15 protein-coding genes are annotated in these 16,360 nt (G+C 72.8%); 12 read left to right on the top strand and 3 right to left on the bottom strand.

Annotated elements, in window-relative coordinates:
- Window positions 1-148 precede the first annotated feature (148 nt).
- Together ACIQ5Y_RS29375 and ACIQ5Y_RS29380 are read right to left on the bottom strand one after the other, a co-directional pair.
- Complete coding sequence (locus tag ACIQ5Y_RS29375) at window positions 149-430, bottom strand: Lrp/AsnC family transcriptional regulator (protein ID WP_214940875.1); 282 nt, start codon at window positions 428-430, stop codon at window positions 149-151.
- The gene (locus ACIQ5Y_RS29380; protein WP_403886929.1) at window positions 427-1,131 is read right to left on the bottom strand and encodes a rhomboid family intramembrane serine protease; all 705 of its coding nucleotides are present in this window, start codon (window positions 1,129-1,131) and stop codon (window positions 427-429) included. Before ACIQ5Y_RS29380 ends, ACIQ5Y_RS29375 begins: the two co-directional genes overlap by 4 nt.
- Window positions 1,132-1,245: 114 nt before the next feature.
- Between ACIQ5Y_RS29380 and ACIQ5Y_RS29385 the strand changes: the two genes are divergently transcribed.
- The 7 genes from ACIQ5Y_RS29385 to ACIQ5Y_RS29415 all read left to right on the top strand — a co-directional run bounded on the left by ACIQ5Y_RS29385 (window position 1,246) and on the right by ACIQ5Y_RS29415 (window position 9,742).
- The gene (locus tag ACIQ5Y_RS29385; RefSeq protein WP_008738811.1) at window positions 1,246-1,485 is read left to right on the top strand and encodes a hypothetical protein; all 240 of its coding nucleotides are present in this window, start codon (window positions 1,246-1,248) and stop codon (window positions 1,483-1,485) included.
- Window positions 1,486-1,525: 40 nt separating this feature from the next.
- Window positions 1,526-2,890, top strand: coding sequence for an NYN domain-containing protein (locus ACIQ5Y_RS29390; RefSeq protein ID WP_403887160.1), 1,365 nt, complete (start codon window positions 1,526-1,528; stop codon window positions 2,888-2,890).
- A gap of 252 nt (window positions 2,891-3,142) precedes the next feature.
- Entirely contained in the window at window positions 3,143-4,171 is a 1,029-nt protein-coding gene (locus ACIQ5Y_RS29395; protein ID WP_403886932.1) for an NlpC/P60 family protein, read from the top strand.
- A gap of 273 nt (window positions 4,172-4,444) precedes the next feature.
- Entirely contained in the window at window positions 4,445-5,488 is a 1,044-nt protein-coding gene (locus tag ACIQ5Y_RS29400; protein ID WP_403886935.1) for an NlpC/P60 family protein, read from the top strand.
- A 30-nt stretch (window positions 5,489-5,518) separates the two neighbouring features.
- The gene (locus ACIQ5Y_RS29405) at window positions 5,519-6,646 is read left to right on the top strand and encodes a hypothetical protein (protein WP_403886938.1); all 1,128 of its coding nucleotides are present in this window, start codon (window positions 5,519-5,521) and stop codon (window positions 6,644-6,646) included.
- Between the two features lie 20 nt (window positions 6,647-6,666).
- Window positions 6,667-7,809, top strand: coding sequence for a glycosyltransferase family 4 protein (locus tag ACIQ5Y_RS29410; protein WP_403886941.1), 1,143 nt, complete (start codon window positions 6,667-6,669; stop codon window positions 7,807-7,809).
- A 316-nt stretch (window positions 7,810-8,125) separates the two neighbouring features.
- Complete coding sequence (locus ACIQ5Y_RS29415; protein WP_403886944.1) at window positions 8,126-9,742, top strand: GMC oxidoreductase; 1,617 nt, start codon at window positions 8,126-8,128, stop codon at window positions 9,740-9,742.
- A gap of 1 nt (window position 9,743) precedes the next feature.
- Here ACIQ5Y_RS29415 and ACIQ5Y_RS29420 read toward each other — a convergent pair whose 3' ends face one another.
- Window positions 9,744-11,540 carry an AMP-dependent synthetase/ligase gene (locus ACIQ5Y_RS29420; protein ID WP_403886946.1) on the bottom strand — a complete coding sequence of 599 codons (1,797 nt, stop codon included), beginning with the start codon at window positions 11,538-11,540 and terminating at the stop codon, window positions 9,744-9,746.
- 228 nt (window positions 11,541-11,768) lie between these two features.
- On the opposite strand from ACIQ5Y_RS29420, the gene ACIQ5Y_RS29425 reads away from it, so the two are divergent.
- From ACIQ5Y_RS29425 to ACIQ5Y_RS29445, 5 genes are all read left to right on the top strand, one after another.
- The gene (locus ACIQ5Y_RS29425; RefSeq protein WP_403886949.1) at window positions 11,769-12,566 is read left to right on the top strand and encodes a metallophosphoesterase; all 798 of its coding nucleotides are present in this window, start codon (window positions 11,769-11,771) and stop codon (window positions 12,564-12,566) included.
- Window positions 12,567-12,645: 79 nt separating this feature from the next.
- Window positions 12,646-13,086, top strand: coding sequence for an SRPBCC family protein (locus ACIQ5Y_RS29430; RefSeq protein ID WP_376658795.1), 441 nt, complete (start codon window positions 12,646-12,648; stop codon window positions 13,084-13,086).
- 566 nt (window positions 13,087-13,652) lie between these two features.
- Window positions 13,653-14,792, top strand: a complete 1,140-nt coding sequence (locus ACIQ5Y_RS29435; RefSeq protein WP_403886952.1) for an ArsA family ATPase — start codon at window positions 13,653-13,655, stop codon at window positions 14,790-14,792.
- A 67-nt stretch (window positions 14,793-14,859) separates the two neighbouring features.
- Window positions 14,860-15,324 carry a DUF5304 domain-containing protein gene (locus ACIQ5Y_RS29440; RefSeq protein WP_403886955.1) on the top strand — a complete coding sequence of 155 codons (465 nt, stop codon included), beginning with the start codon at window positions 14,860-14,862 and terminating at the stop codon, window positions 15,322-15,324.
- A gap of 61 nt (window positions 15,325-15,385) precedes the next feature.
- Entirely contained in the window at window positions 15,386-16,327 is a 942-nt protein-coding gene (locus tag ACIQ5Y_RS29445) for an ROK family glucokinase (RefSeq protein WP_403886958.1), read from the top strand.
- Window positions 16,328-16,360: the final 33 nt, after the last annotated feature.

Below are 16,360 nucleotides of genomic sequence, written 5' to 3' on the forward strand. Positions count from 1 at the left end.
CCGCACCGGACAGCGGGCACCAGCCAACCTCCAGCCCCGCCGGAGGCGAGAGGCGCGGGGACGCGGGGGCAGAGCCCCGGCAACGGACCCGCACCGGACAGGCGGCGGCACCGCACCGCACCCGGTAGCGCCGACCGCGCCGGAGGCGTTACGCGTCGAGACCGATCGCGAACGCCGCCTCCAGGTCGTGCTGGGAGTACGTGCGGAACGCCACGTGCGTGTCCGTGGCCTCGACGCCCGGGATCTTGCTGATGCGGCCGGGGATGATGTCCGCCAGGTTCTCGTGGCGGGCCACGCGGACCAGCGCGATCAGGTCGTACGTACCGGTGACGGAGTAGACCTCGCTGACGCTTTCCAGCGCGGCGATGGACTCGGCGATCTCGGGGATGCGGTCCACGCTGGTCTTGATGAGCACGATCGCGGTGATCACGGTTGGCTGTCTCCCTCGGTGGCCGTCGCTGGTCGACTCACTCTAGTCGTACGCCGATACCGCGCCCACGCGTAGAGGAAGCCGAGCGAGAAGCCCACCAGATGGGCCAGATACGCGACCCCCGGCCCGCTGCCCGCGCGGTGCGCCGCCACCCCCTGGAGGGCGAACCAGAAGAGCAGCACGATCCACGCCGGGAACCGCAGCGGCAGGAAGAAGAGGAACGGGAACAGGCTCGTCACCCGCGCACTCGGCAGCAGGCACAGGAAGGCCCCCAGGACCGCCGAGATCGCCCCGGACGCACCGACCAGCGTCTGGTCGGAGTCGATGTTGGCCGCCGCGTACGCGGCGAGGGCCAGGTAGCCCGTACAGACGTAGAAGACGAGGAAGGCCGGGCGGCCCATCCGTTCCTCCGCCATCGCGCCGAAGACGTAGAGGAACAGCATGTTCCCGAGCAGGTGCAACCAGCTGCCGTGGACGAACAGCGCCGTCAGGGGCGTCAGCCACGCGCGCGGGCTGCGCGTGAACAGCTCGTCCGGGACCACGCCCCAGCGCCGGAAGTACTCCGTCCCCGACGTCAGCAGTTCGTCGCCGGTGCCGTAGACCGGGTTCAGCCCGGAGGCGGGGCCGAGGACGAACACCAGGGCGCAGCCCGCGATCAGCGCATGGGTGATCCGCCACCTTACGATCATGTGACAGAGCATGACGCAACCGGCCCCACCTGAAGCGGTGGCAGGCCGTAGGGTTACGAGCTGCGGTCCGACGAGACCAGCGCGGACGGCTTTGATTGAATCAGCTACGAAGGAGAGAGCGGCCCGATGACGGTTCCCCTGCCGACCGACACCACCCGGTGGCGCTGCACCCTGTGCGGCAACCTCACGCGTTTCGACGTCACCCGTTCGTCGAAGGTCGTCGAGTACGTCCACCTGGACCTCGCCGGGGAGCCCAAGGTCGAGGAGCGCGAGGTGGTCAATGAGACCATCGAGTCGGTCCGCTGCCGCTGGTGCAACGCGGTGGACCAGATCGAGCTCGTGGACAGGCCGGGCGCGGACTCCTGACGGAGCCCCGCCCACAGGTAGATCAGGGTAGGGGTGACGGATTGTGGAGCCAGCAAGCGGCGCTGAGCCGGCCGATGCGGCCGGCGACGCCGCCGAGGTGCTCGACCGCCCGCTGCCGGAAGGCGTGCGGCGTCGGGTCGTCGCGCTCGTCTCGGACGCCTTCGGCGGACTGACGGTCGCGGACCTCCCGGCGCAGCTGCGCCAGTACGCCCGGTTCACCCCGACCCGGCGGGTCAAGTTCGCCGGCAACGCCATGGCCGCGGCCGTCGAGGCCGACGGGGTCTTCCGCAGCCGGGTCGCCGAGAAGCTGCGCGAGGCGCAGGGCGACCTCGCCGCGGCGCTGGAGTCCGGCGCGCCGCCGGCCGCCGCCGATCCGTTGGACGTGGCGGCCGCCGCGTACGTGCTGCGGCCCGTCGGCTGGGTCAAGCTGGTCGCCGCCGCGGGCGAGGAGGCGCAGCGCGCCGATGCCGAGCGGGTGGGCGAGGAGACCCGGCGCGAGCTGGAGCGGCTGCGCGAGGAGCTGGCCCACGTACGGGAACTGCAGCGCACCGGGGGCGAGGAGGTCCGGGCCGAGCTGGAGGCCGCCCGGAAGGAAGCCGAATCGCTTCAGCGCAAGCTGCGCAGCGCGCTGAGCGACGTGAAGCGCGGTGAGGCGGCCCTGCGCAAGCTGAACGCGGAGATCGACGGGATCCGCGGGGAGGCCGCCGCGCAGGTGGCGGCCGCCGAGAGCGAGAGCCGGCGGCTCAAGTCCCGCCTCGCGGAGGTGGAGACCGCGCTGGAGACCTCCCGCCGGGCCACCCGCGAGGGGCGCAGCATCGAGGACATGCGGCTGCGGCTGCTGCTGGACACCGTGCTGGACGCGGCGGCGGGGCTGCGCCGCGAGCTGGCGCTGCCGCCGGTGAACACCCGCCCGGCGGACACCGTGGACGCGGTGGAGCCCGGTCGGATGACGCCGAAGGACATCGCCGCGCGGGCGCTGTCGGAGACCGATCCGGCGCTGCTGGACCAGCTGTTGGCGCTGCCGCAGGCCCATCTGGTGGTCGACGGCTACAACGTGACGAAGACCGGCTATCCGACGATGCCGCTGGAGAAGCAGCGGCTGCGGCTGCTGGGCGGGCTGTCGATGCTCGCCGCGCAGACGGGCGCGGAGATGACCTGTGTCTTCGACGGGGCGGAGCTGGCGGCCCCGGTGCTGCTGGCGCCGCCGCGCGGAGTGCGGGTGCTGTTCTCCAAGGCCGGGGTGACGGCGGACGAGCTGATCCGTCAGCTGGTGCGCGCGGAGCCGCCCGGCCGTCCGGTGGTCGTGGTCTCCACGGACCGGGAGGTCGCCGACGGCGTGGCCAAGGCAGGGGCGCGGCCGGTGACGTCCGCCTTGTTGCTGAAGCGGCTTTCGCGCGTTTCGTAACTCCTGGTCCCAATGCCCGAATTGGCAGGGAGTCTGGGGGACGTTCGGTCAAGTGCCCTGCACGCAGCGTGCGCTGTAGGTAAAGAACCTGGCGGGGAGCAAGTTTTTTCGCGACGGGATTTGAACTGATCACAGCGGGGTCACTAAGGTCTGCTCAAACCTTCGTGCGGTAGATCACTCATTCGGGGTGGCGGCGGAGGTGCTGCCGAGCTTGCGTTCTTCGGTGGCTCTAGGAAGAAGGAGATCGCCCCCGTGGCGTCCCACCGTCGACCCAAGCAGCCGACCCGCGCTCGTGTGACCGTGCTGACCGCGACAGCGGCAGCGGCCGTCGTCCTCTCCTCCCAGGGCGCATCGGCCGCCCCGGCGAAGCCGAGCAAGGACGAGGTCAAGTCCCAGGTCGACGCGCTCTACGAAGAGGCGGAGCAGGCCACCGAGAAGTTCAACGGGGCCAGGGAACGCCAGGAGACGCTCGAAAAGGAGATAGCGGGCCTCCAGGACCAGGTCGCGCGCGGCCAGGGAGACATCAACGAGCTGCGCAACACGCTCGGTTCGATGGCCACCTCCCAGTACCGCACCGGCGGCATCGACCCCGCCCTCGCCCTCCTGCTCTCCGAAGACCCCGACGGCTACCTCGACAAGGCCTCCTCCCTCGGCCACTTGAGCGGCAAGCAGGTCGAGGCGGTCCAGCGGATCCAGGCCAAGCAGCGCACCCTCGCGCAGCAGCGCCAGGAGGCCGCGAGCAAGCTCGCCGACCTCGACGCCACCCGCAAGGAGCTCGGCGAGAAGAAGAAGGCCGCGCAGGACAAGCTCGCCGAGGCCCAGGCCCTGCTCAACACCCTCACCGCCGAGGAGCGCGCCGGGCTCAAGGAGGAGGAGGCGCGCGCCAGCCGCAGCGCCGGCAGCCGCGTCGACCTCGGGAACGTGAAGGCCTCCGGCCGCGCCGGAGCCGCCCTCGAAGCCGCGAAGACCAAGCTGGGCGGCGCGTACGTCATGGGTGCCACGGGCCCCAGCGCCTATGACTGCTCCGGTCTGACGCAGTGGGCGTACAAGCAGGCGGGCGTCGGCATCTCGCGCACCACCTACACCCAGGCGAACGACGGCACGCGCATCAGCCGCAGCCAGCTCCAGCCCGGTGACCTCGTCTTCTTCTACAGCGACCTGCACCACGTGGGCCTGTACGCGGGCAACAACATGACGCTGCACGCCTCCAACCCGCGCGGCGGCATCAAGTACGAGTCGATGGACAACATGCCGTTCATGTTCGGCGTCCGGGTCAACTGACCCTCCGCACCCGAGAGGCCTCTGGGGCCTCTGGAACCTCCCCCGTCACACAACGCGCCGTACGCCGCCCATCCGGGCGAATTACACGCGCGCGCTTCGACCACACGCCCCGCCGGTGACCTGCGTCTCCGGCGGGGCGTCACTGTGCGTGCCCTCCGGCGGTCGTTGGCCGGTGCCCCGCGGCGCGGCTACTGTCTGCCAGCGCGGAACCCGGCACACGGCCGCCCACGAGGGCGGACCCGGGCCCCGCGCAGCGGAAGGGAGCGGTTTCACGTGGCGTCCCATCGCCGGACCGGGCCGAGCGCCCTCGACCGGAACACGAAGGTCACCGTCCTGACCGCCGCGGCGGCAGGCGCCGCGGTCGTCATGGCGGGCGCACCCGCGGGCGCAGCCCCCGGGCTCCCGCAGGACCCGGCCGCGGGCGCCCGCGCCCAGGTCGACCGGCTCTTCGAGGAGGCCGAGCAGGCCACCGAGCGCTTCAACGAGGCGGGCGAGAAGGCCGACCGGCTCCGCGCCGAGATCAGCCGGGCCCAGGACGCGGTGGCCCGCGGCCAGGAACGCGTCAACACCATGCGCGGCGTCCTCGGCACCTTCGCCGGAGCCCAGTACCGCAGTGGCGGCATCGACCCCTCCCTCGCCCTGATGCTCGCCGACGACCCGGACGCCTACCTCGAACAGTCCGCGGCCCTGGACCGGCTGACCGGCCGCCAGGCCCGGCAGCTCGAAGCGCTGCGCGAGGAACAGCGCCGGCTCGGCCAGGAGCGCCGGGAAGCCTCCGCCAAACTCGCCGAACTCGAAGCCCTGCGCGCCGACGTGGCCACCCAGAAGAGGTCCGTCACCGCCAAGCTCGCCGCCGCCCGGCGGCTGCTGAACGCCATGCCCTCCGAGGAACGGGCCGACTACGAGCGGGCCTCGCGCTCGGGCGACCGCCAGGACGCGCTGCCCGAACTGCCCGACTTCGGCCCCTCCTCCGGCCGCGCCGCGGCCGCGGTGATGGCGGCCCGTTCGGCGGTCGGCCGCCCCTACGTGTGGGGTTCCACCGGCCCCTCCGGCTTCGACTGCTCCGGCCTGATGGTCTGGTCGTACCGGCAGGCGGGCGTCTCGCTGCCGCGCACCTCGCAGGCCCAGCGGCACGCCGGCCGCCAGGTGCCGCTCTCGCAGGCCCGCCCCGGGGACCTGGTGACGTACCGCTCCGACGCCAGCCACGTCGGCATGTACGTCGGCAACGGCCAGGTCGTGCACGCCCCGTACCCGGGGGCCCGGGTGCGCTACGACCCCGTCGGGATGATGCCGGTGTCGTCGGTGACCCGCCCCTGATCGCGCGGAGCGCGCACGTACGATCGGCGGATGCCCCGCGGTCGCCCCGTCCCACGCACCCTGCCGCTGCTGCTCTGCGCGCTGTACGTGCTGCTGACCGGCTGCGGAGCGCCCGCCACCTCACCGGACACCGCCGAGCGGGACGTCCGCCAGGCCGTCGCCGCCTGGTCGCGGACGCCGCCCGAGAGGCTCGCCGGGATCCCGCTGGAGGGCTGGTCGTACGAGGTCACCTCGGTGCGCCGGGACGGAGCGCGGGCCACCGCCCGGGCCGAACTGCGCTACCGGCTCGCCGGTTACGACACGGCCCCGGCCGGCTCGGCGCGGGAGCTCACGCTGGACGCGGAGGGCGGGCGGTGGCGGGTCACGGCCGACGGGCCCGCGCCCGGCGCCCTGCCGCAGCTGTGGGACCAGGGCGCGGTGACTGTGGCCCGCGGAGCGCACTCCCTGGTGCTGGGCGGCGAAGGGCAGTCCCCCGAAACCCTGTCCGGGATCGCCGCCGAGGCCGACCGGGCGGTGCCGGCCGCCGGTGCGGCCTGGCCGAGGCCGTGGGCGGGGCGGGTCGTGGTCCTCGTACCGGGATCCCTGGAGCGGATGGCCGGGTTGCTGGGTCACCCCGCCGAGACCTACCGGGGGCTGGGAGCCGTCACGACCGGCCAGGTCGGTGCCGGGCCGGCCCCCGCCGACCGGGTGGTGGTCAACCCGCAGGCGTACCCGGAGCTCAGCGGGCAGGGCCGGCAGATCGTACTGACCCACGAGGTCACGCACGTGGCCACGCGCGCCGCGACCACCGCCACCACCCCGCAGTGGCTCTCCGAGGGCTTCGCGGACTGGGCCGCGTACCGGGGCACCCCCACCACCCCCGCGCAGGGCGCGCCCGCGCTCGCCCGGGCCGTGCGGCGGGGCGAGGTACCGGGCGAACTGCCCGCGACGGAGGCCTTCGCCTTCGGCGGCGACCCGGAGGCGGCGGCGCGGGCCTACGAGGGCGCGTGGCTGGCCTGCCGGCTGATCGCGGAGAAGTGGGGGGAGGCGGGACTGGTCCGCCTCTACGAGGCGGCGGGCCGCGAGCCGCTGCCGAACGCACTCGCCCACGCCCTGGGAACGGACGCCGACACGCTCACGCGGACCTGGCAGGAGTCCCTGCGCGACGAGCTGGGCTGAGCTAGTACTGTCGGCAGGCGATGCACAAGACGCTGATCGTGACCAATGACTTCCCGCCGCGACCGGGCGGCATCCAGGCCTTCCTCCACAACATGGCGCTGCGGCTGGATCCCGACCGGGTCGTCGTCTACGCCTCCACGTGGAAGCACAGTGCGGAGGGCCGCGAGGCCACGGCGGCCTTCGACGCGGAGCAGCCGTTCCAGGTCGTGCGCGACCGTACGACGATGCTCCTGCCGACCCCGCGCGTGACCCGGCGGGCGGTGGGCCTGCTGCGCGAACACGGCTGCGAGTCCGTGTGGTTCGGCGCGGCGGCCCCGCTCGGGCTGATGGGTCCGGCACTGCGGCGGGCGGGCGCGAAGCGGCTGGTCGCCACCACGCACGGGCACGAGGCGGGCTGGGCGCAGCTGCCGGCCGCGCGGCAGTTGCTGCGGCGGATCGGCGAGGGCACGGACACGCTGACCTACCTCGGGGAGTACACGCGCTCGCGGATCGCCTCGGCGGTGACGGAGCGGGCGGCGGCGCGGATGGTCCAGCTGCCGCCGGGCGTGGACGAGAAGACCTTCCACCCCGGGTCGGGCGGCGCGGAGGTCCGGGCGCGGCTCGGGCTGACCGACCGCCCGGTGGTGGTCTGCGTCTCGCGGCTGGTGCCGCGCAAGGGCCAGGACACCCTCATCGAGGCGATGCCGGCGATCCTGGCGGCGGTGCCGGACGCGGTGCTGCTGATCGTGGGCGGCGGGCCGTACGAATCGGACCTGCGGGCGCTCGCCGTGTCCACGGGGGTCGCGGACTCGGTGGTCTTCACGGGCGCGGTCCCGTGGTCCGAACTCCCCGCCCACTACGGGGCGGGCGACGTCTTCGCGATGCCGTGCCGCACCCGGCGGGGCGGGCTGGACGTGGAGGGGCTCGGCATCGTCTACCTGGAGGCCTCGGCGACGGGCCTGCCGGTGGTCGCGGGCGACTCCGGCGGGGCGCCGGACGCGGTGCTCGACGGGGAGACGGGCTGGGTCGTCCGGGGCGGTGCCCCCGAGGACGCGGCGGACCGCATCGTCACCCTCCTCCAGGACCCGGACCTTCGCTCCCGCATGGGCGAACGCGGCCGGGCGTGGGTCGAGGAGAAGTGGCGCTGGGACCTCCTGGCGGACCGGTTGCGCGAGCTGCTGTAGCGGCCGGGCCGCGGCGCCGTTGCGGGGGCTCCGCCCCCGAGCCCCCGCGCCTCAAACGCCGGCGGGGCTGGTTTGCCTCCGGCGGCGCCTCAAACGCCGGCGGGGCTGGATGTGGCTGCTGTCGTCCGCCAGGTGCGGCTGGATTGCCCGCAGGGCAATTTCAGCCCCTCCGGCGTTTGAGGAGCGGGGTCTGGGGCGGAGCCCCAGCAGCGGAGCCGCGCCCGCGAACGGTTCCCGCGGCCATACCTGACTGTTACTCAGATCTCTGGCAGTACCGGCTATGGGGGGACGGCCGGATTCCGCCCATGATGCGGCCATGACACCCAACCTGACGCGCCGTCACTTCCTGGGGATCGGCGCCCTCCAGACCGCGGCCGCCCTCGGCTTCACCAGGATCGGCCTCGCCTCGGCCGCCGCCGCCGAGCCGGCCGCCGCGCAGTACGCCCCCGCCATCGTCGTCGGCTCCGGCTACGGCTCCGCCGTCGCCGCGCTGCGCCTCGGCCAGGCCGGCGTGCGTACCGTCGTCCTCGAAATGGGCCGGCTCTGGAACACCCCCGGGCCCGACGGCAAGGTCTTCCCCTCCACCTCCGCGCCCGACCAGCGTTCCATGTGGTTCCGCAACCGCACCGAGGCCCCGCTCGCCCAGTTCCTCTGGCTCGACGTGGTCAACCGGGACATCAGCCCCTACCCCGGCGTCCTCGACCGCGTGAACTACGGCGACATGTCCGTGTACGTGGGACGCGGCGTCGGCGGCGGATCGCTCGTGAACGGCGGCATGGCGCCCACCCCCCGGCGCTCGTACTTCCAGGAGGTGCTGCCCCAGGTCGACGCCGACGAGATGTACGGCACGTACTACCCCCGCGCCCGCGCCATGCTCGGCGTCAACGACATCGACCCGGCCTGGTTCGAGTCCACGGAGTGGTACCGCTTCGCCCGGATCTCCCGCAAGCACGCCCAGAACACCGGCCTCAAGACCGTCTTCGTGCCGAACGTCTACGACTTCGAGTACATGAAGCGGGAAGCCGCCGGCACCGCCACCAAGTCGGCCCTCGCCGGCGAGGTCATCTACGGCAACAACCACGGCAAGAAGAGCGTCGACAAGACCTACCTCGCCGCCGCCCTCGGCACCGGCAACGTCACCATCGAGACGATGCAGCGCGTCGTCGGCGTACGCCAGGACCCGGCCGGCGGATACGTCCTCACCGTGCAGACCAGCGACGTCACGGGACGCGTCACCCAGGTCCGCGAACTCGGCTGCAAGCAGCTCTTCCTCGGCGCCGGCAGCCTCGGCACCACCGAGATCCTGCTCCGGGCCCGGGAGACGGGCACCCTGCCCGCGCTCAGTCCCAAGGTCGGGCTCGGCTGGGGCCACAACGGCAACGTCATGACCGCCCGCGCCAACCACCTCTGGGACACCGTCGGCGCGAACCAGGCCACCATGCCCGCCATGGGCATCGACGACTGGGACAACGCCTCGAACCCGGTCTTCGCCGAGATCGCCCCGCTCCCCATGGGACTGGAGCACTGGATCTCGATGTACCTGGCCATCACCAAGAACCCGGAGCGCGGGCACTTCACCTACGACGCGGCCACCGACTCGGCCCGCCTCAACTGGCGCAGGGACCAGAACACGCCCTCGGTCAACGCGGCGAAGTGCCTCTTCGACCGCATCAACCTCAAGAACTTCACGATGTACCGCTACGACCTCTTCGGCGACAACAAGGCCTTCGCCGACAACTTCACCTACCACCCGCTCGGCGGCTGCGTACTCGGCGACGCCACCGACGCGTACGGACGGGCGAAGGGGTACCAGGGGCTGTACGTGGTCGACGGCTCCCTGGTCCCCGGATCGCTCGGCGTGAACCCGTTCGTGACCATCACCGCCCTCGCCGAGCGGAACATGGCCCGGATCCTCGCCGAGGACGCCCGCTAGGTCAGCCCCGGTACAGCGCCTCGATCTCGTCCGCGAAGTCCTTCGCGACCACATTGCGCTTCAGCTTCAGCGAAGGCGTGATGTGACCCGACTCCTCCGTGAACTGGGAGGGCAGAATGCGGAATTTCCGCACCGATTCCGCCTTGGACACCGCCGCGTTGCCGTCGTCGACGGCCTTCTGGACGGCGGCGATCAGCTCCGCGTCCTCGCGCAGCTCCGCCGCCGTCACCCCGGCCGGCTTGCCGTTCTCCGCGGCCCACCGGCCGAGGAACTCCTCGTCGATGGTGACCAGCGCGGCCACGAACGGCCGCCCGTCGCCGACGACCATGCACTCCGCGACCAGCGCGTGCGCCCGGATCCGGTCCTCGATCACGGCGGGTGCGACGTTCTTGCCGCCGGCCGTCACGATCAGTTCCTTCTTGCGGCCGGTGATCGCGAGGTAGCCGTCCTCGTCGAGCGTGCCGACGTCGCCGGTGTGGAACCAGCCGTCGGTCAGCGCGTCGGCGGTGGCCGTCTCGTTCTTCCAGTACTCCTTGAAGATGTGCTCGCCGTGCAGCAGCACCTCGCCGTCGTCCGCGATGCGTACCACGGAACCGGGGAGCGGCTGGCCGACCGTACCGATCTTCGTCTTGTCCCACGGGTTGAAGGCCGTGGCGGCGCAGGACTCGGTCAGGCCGTAGCCCTCCAGCACCGTGAAGCCGATGCCGCGGAAGAAGTGCCCGAGGCGCTCGCCCAGCGGGGCGCCGCCGGAGATCGCGTACTCGCCGCGTCCGCCGAGGACGGTGTGCAGCTTGCTGTAGACGAGCTTCTTGAAGACCTTGTGCTTGAGCTTCAGGCCGAAGGACGGACCGCCCGGGGCGTCCAGCGCCTTGCTGTACGCGATCGCGGTCTCGGCCGCCGCGTCGAAGATCCTGCCCTTGCCGTCGGCCTGGGCCTTGGCGCGCGCCGAGTTGTAGACCTTCTCGAAGACGCGCGGCACGCCGAGGATCAGCGTGGGCCGGAAGGACTGGAGCTCGTCGGTCAGGTTCTTGATGTCCGGTACGCAGCCCAGGCGGATCGGCGCCAGGACGGCGGCGACCTCCACCAGGCGGCCGAAGACGTGCGCGGCCGGCAGGAAGAGCAGGACGGAGCACTCGCCCGTGCGGAAGAGCGGGCTGAGTCGCTCCACCACGTTGCCGCACTCGGCGAAGAAGTTGCGGTGCGTCAGCACACAGCCCTTGGGGCGGCCGGTGGTGCCCGAGGTGTAGACGATGGTGGCCGGGTCGTCCGCGACCGCGAGGCTGCTGCGCTCGTCGACCTCGGCGTCGGTGATCTCGCCGCCCGCGGCCTTCAGGGCCTCGACGGCGCCCTGCTCGATCTCCCAGACCTCGCGCAGCTCCGGCAGCCGGTCCTTCAGGGAGGCGACGGACGCGCTGTGCCCGGGGCTCTCCACGACCACGGCGACGGCGCCGGAGTCCCCGAGGATCCACTGGATCTGCTCGGGGGAGCTGGTCTCGTAGACGGGCACCGTGACACCGCCCGCGGTCCAGATCGCGAAGTCGATCAGCACCCACTCGTAGCGGGTGCGGGAGATCAGGGCGACCCGGTCGCCGGGACGGACGCCCGCCGCGATCAGGCCCTTCGCGGTGGCCCGGACCTCGGCCAGGAACTCGGTCGCGGTCACGTCCTGCCACCGGCCGTCGACCTTGCGGCTCATGACGGCGGTGTCCGGATGCTGCGCGGCATTGCGGCGGATGAGATCCGTCAGGTTCCCGTCCGACGGGACCTCGTACAGGGCCGGAAGGCTGAACTCGCGCAAGACTGCTGCTCCTCTGGGCGCCATCGCCACCATGTGGACCGACCGGACGTTACCCACGAGTAGTGGGTTCCCGATAGAGGGAACCGGCCAGATGTTCCGTGCGTCACAGACACGGCCCTTACGAGCCGACAGTAGTCGACCCCGTTCGCGACTCGGAAGTAACCGCAGGTAGGACGGGCTTGCCCAGTTCCCCTACCTCCGGTTACCCCCCACCTCTAGGGTGGCCGCATGGGTGGCATCACGGGTGGCAGGAAAAGTCGCACACGGATCCACGTCGTCAGCGACGTGCACGGCAACACCGAAGCCCTCGCCAGAGCGGGGGAGGGCGCCGACGCCCTGATCTGCCTCGGCGACCTCGTCCTCTTCCTCGACTACGCCGACCACTCGCGCGGGATCTTCCCCGACCTCTTCGGCGTCGACAACGCCGACCGGATCGTCGAACTGCGCACCGCCCGCCGGTTCGCCGAGGCACACGCCTTCGGCCGGGAGCTGTGGGCCGGCATGGACCGGGACCGGATGATCGAGGGCGCGGTCCGCCGCCAGTACGCCGAGATGTTCGCGGCCTTCCCCACCCCCACGTACGCCACCTACGGCAACGTCGACATCCCCGGACTGTGGCCCGAGTACGCCGACCGCCACGGCATCACCGTCCTGGACGGGCAGCGGGCCGAGATCGGCGGCCGCGTCTTCGGCTTCGTCGGCGGCGGACTGCCCTCGCCGATGCGCACCCCGTACGAGGTGGACGTCGAGGAGTACGCGGCCAAGGTGGAGGCGCTCGGCGAGGTCGACGTACTGTGCTCGCACATCCCGCCGGAGGTGCCGGAACTCTGCTACGACACGGTGGCGCGGCGCTTCGAACGGGGCAGCGAGGCCCTGCTCGCCGCGATCCGGCGGACCCGGCCCCGGTACGCCCTCTTCGGGCACGTCCACCAGCCGCTGGCGCGGCGGATGCGGATCGGGAACACCGAGTGCGTGAACGTCGGGCACTTCGCGGCCACCGGAAGGCCATGGGCCCTGGAGTGGTGACCATCGCACGCACGGTAGCCTTCGAGCGGCGGCCCGAGGCCGCACAATTCCTCGAACACTCCCCGGAGGAGCCACCGCGATGGCGGAACACACCAGCTCAAGCATCACGATCGACGCCGCCCCGGCCGACGTGATGGCCGTGATCGCCGACTTCGCCCGCTACCCCGAGTGGACCGGCGAGGTGAAGGAGGCCGAGGTGCTGGCCGCCGACGCCGAGGGCCGCGCGGAGAAGGTCCGGCTGCTGCTCGACGCGGGCGCGATCAAGGACGACCACGTGCTCGGCTACACCTGGACCGGCGCGGACGAGGTCAGCTGGACCCTCGTCAAGTCCCAGATGCTGCGGCAGCTGGACGGCTCGTACCGGCTGGCGCCGGTGGACGGCGGCAAGCGGACCGAGGTCACGTACCAGCTGACGGTGGACGTCAAGATCCCCATGCTGGGCATGATCAAGCGCAAGGCGGAGAAGGTCATCATCGACCGGGCCCTGGCGGGCCTGAAGAAGCGCGTCGAGTCCTCCTGACGGCCCTGCGGGTTCGCCTGCCGGACCCGTGACGCCTGGCCCCTGCGGGTTCGCCTGCCGGACCCGGGGTGCGCCCGGTCCCCTGCGGAGTTCGCTCGCGGGACCGGGGGTGCCTGGTCCTGCCAGGTTGGTCGCCTGGCCGGGGGAGCCCCGCCGCACTGTGGCTCTGCCCGTGCCGGCTCCGCCGCTGGGGCTCCGCCCCGGACCCCGCTCCTCAAACGCCGGAGGGGCTGGGTTTGCCCGAGGCGGTGCTTCGAACGCCGGAGGGGCGGCTGGACTTGCCTCCGGCGGGCAGTCACGCCGCGTGCCGCCCGGAGGGCGATTCCAGCCCCGCCGGCGTTTGAGGCGCGGGGTCCGGGGCGGAGCCCCGATCCGTGAGGCGCGCAGACAGACGGCAGCGGACCCGTCGGCGCTGAGGCGCGGGGCGGGGGCGGAGTCCCCGGGGCAGCGGCGTGCCGGGCAGGCGGCAAGGGCCGAATCCAGCCCCGCCGGCGCTTGAGGCGCGGGGGACGGGGCGGGCGCCCCGGAACCGCGTAGCGGCACCATCACCAGCGAGTCGGAGCGACATGCAGACCCTCCTGATCACCGGCCCCGGCGGCGCCGGGAAGACCACCGTGGCCGCGGCCACCGCCCTCGCCGCGGCACGCGAGGGACGCCGGGTGCTGCTGCTCACCGACGCCCCGCACGTCCAGGAGGACGACCGGCTCACCGTGGCCCGCGTCGACTCCGGCCAGGAGTTCCGCGACGAACTCGTCGCCCTCCAGGAGCGCGGATCCGCAGTCCTCGGGATGGTCGGGGCCCGCCCCCTCACCGCCGAGGAGCTGACCGAGCTGCCCGGCGCCGAGGAGTTCGCCCTGCTCCGCGCCATCCGCCGGGCCGCCACCGCCCCCGCCCCCGGCACCGACCTCGTCGTCGTCGACCTGCCCCCGCTGCACCGGGCCGTCGCCACCCTCTCCCTCCCCGCCCAGCTGCGCCGCTACCTCGCCCGGCTGCTCCCCGCGGAGCGCCAGGCCGCCCGCGCCCTGCGTCCCGTACTCGCCCAGCTCGCCGGCGTGCCCATGCCCGCGCAGTGGCTGTACGAGACCGCCGCCCGCTGGGACGAGGAGCTCGCCGCCGTACAGGCCGTCGTCGAGGCCGACACCACCGAGATACGGCTCGTCGCCGAGCCGGGGCCGACCGCCGCCGAAGCCCTGCGGCTCGGCCGGCTCGGGCTCGCTCTCCAGGAGCTGCCCGTCTCCTCCGTCGTCGCCAACCGCCTCCTCCCGCAGGGCTCCGCCGACCCCTGGCTCGCCGGCCTCGCCGCCCAGCAGGAGAAGCACACCGCCGAGTGGGCCGCCGAGCTCCCGGTCGTCCCCCTCGCCCACCTCGGCCGGGACCCGCACAGCCCCCAGGACCTGGCCCTCCTCGCCGAGACGGAAGGGCTCGCGCCCCGGCCGCCCGCACCCCGCTCCGGCTGGGTGGTCGAGGACCGCCGCGCCGAGGACGGGGTGCTCGTCTGGGAGGTGCCGCTGCCCGGCGCCCGCAAGAGCGAGCTCGACCTGATCCGGCGCGGTGACGAGCTGCTCCTCACCGCGGGCCCCTACCGCAGGATCGTTCCCCTGCCCTCGGTCCTGCGCCGCTGCTCCGTCTCCGGGGCCGCGCTCGCCGACGGCGTGCTCCGCATCCGTTTCACGCCGGACCCGGGCCTGTGGCCCCGTACGCCCTGAACCGCGTACCCCCATTCGGGTAAGGTCGAAAGAGGCCGCACCGAACGCCCCGCAAGGAGAACCCGCGATGAGCGAGGCCACCGACCGTCCCACCGACGACGACGCATGGGCCAAGGCCTGCGCCGAGGACCTCGCCGCCGAGAGGGAGCGCCTGCGCGGCCAGGGCGGGGCTGGCGCCGGGAACACCGGGACCGCCTCCGAGGAACTCTTCAAGCTCCTCGGAGCCGTCGCGGACAAGGTCTCCTCGCTGAACAACCCGCTGTTCGGGGCCGCGGCCCAGGGCGCGGTACGCCAGTTCGTCGACCAGGCCAAGACCGCGGCCAAGCCCGTCATCGAGCGCAACCCCGAGGTCTTCGACCACCTCGCGGCCGCCGGTTCCGAGCTGCTCGCCGCCTACCGCTCCGCCGTCGAGGGCCACGAGCGCCGCTGGACGCGCGACGAGCCCCCGGCACCCCGCACCGGATCCCACGACCGCGACCCCCGCGACGACGGCCCCGACGCAGGCCCCGGCGAGCGGATCGATCTCGACTGAACCCCATGCGCGCTCGGGTACGGTTGGCCCTGGCGGGGTTTGACCGGAAACCGAGGGACTAATGGGACTCACCATCGGCGTCGACATCGGCGGCACGAAGATCGCGGCCGGCGTGGTCGACGAAGAGGGCACCATCCTTGAGACGTACAAGGTGCCCACCCCGCCGACCGCGAACGGAGTCACGGAGGCCATCTGCGCCGCCGTGTCCGAGGTCAGCAGCAACCACACGATCGAGGCCGTCGGCATCGGCGCCGCCGGATACGTGGACGACAAGCGCGCCACCGTCCTCTTCGCGCCGAACATCAACTGGCGCCACGAGCCGCTCAAGGACAAGGTCGAGCAGCGCATCGGCCTGCCCGTCGTCGTCGAGAACGACGCGAACTGCGCGGCCTGGGGCGAGTACCGCTTCGGCGCCGGCCAGGGCCACGAGGACGTCATCTGCATCACGCTCGGCACCGGCCTGGGCGGCGGCATCATCATCGGCAACAAGCTGCGGCGCGGACGCTTCGGCGTCGCCGCCGAGTTCGGGCACATCCGGGTCGTACCGGACGGCCTGCTGTGCGGCTGCGGCAGCCAGGGCTGCTGGGAGCAGTACGCCTCCGGGCGCGCGCTCGTCCGGTACGCGAAGCAGCGCGCCAACGCCACCCCCGAGAACGCGGCGATCCTCCTCGCGCTCGGCGACGGCACCGCCGAGGGCATCGAGGGCAAGCACATCAGCGCGGCCGCCCGGCAGGGCGACCTGGTGGCCATCGACGCCTTCCGCGAGCTGGCCCGCTGGGCCGGCGCCGGCCTGGCCGACCTGGCGTCCCTGTTCGACCCGTCGGCGTTCATCGTCGGCGGCGGGGTCTCCGACGAGGGGGACCTCGTCCTCGACCCGATCCGCAAGTCCTTCAAGCGCTGGCTGGTCGGCGGCGCCTGGCGTCCGCACGCGCAGGTACTGGCCGCGCAGCTCGGAGGCAAGGCCGGGCTCGTCGGCGCGGCGGACCTGGCCCGCCAGGGCTGACTTTTCGGGCGTTCCGCCCGCCGTGCCCCTTGG

This window comes from Streptomyces sp. NPDC096339 (genome assembly GCF_044762985.1).
In the GTDB taxonomy this organism is placed as follows: Bacteria; Actinomycetota; Actinomycetes; order Streptomycetales; family Streptomycetaceae; genus Streptomyces.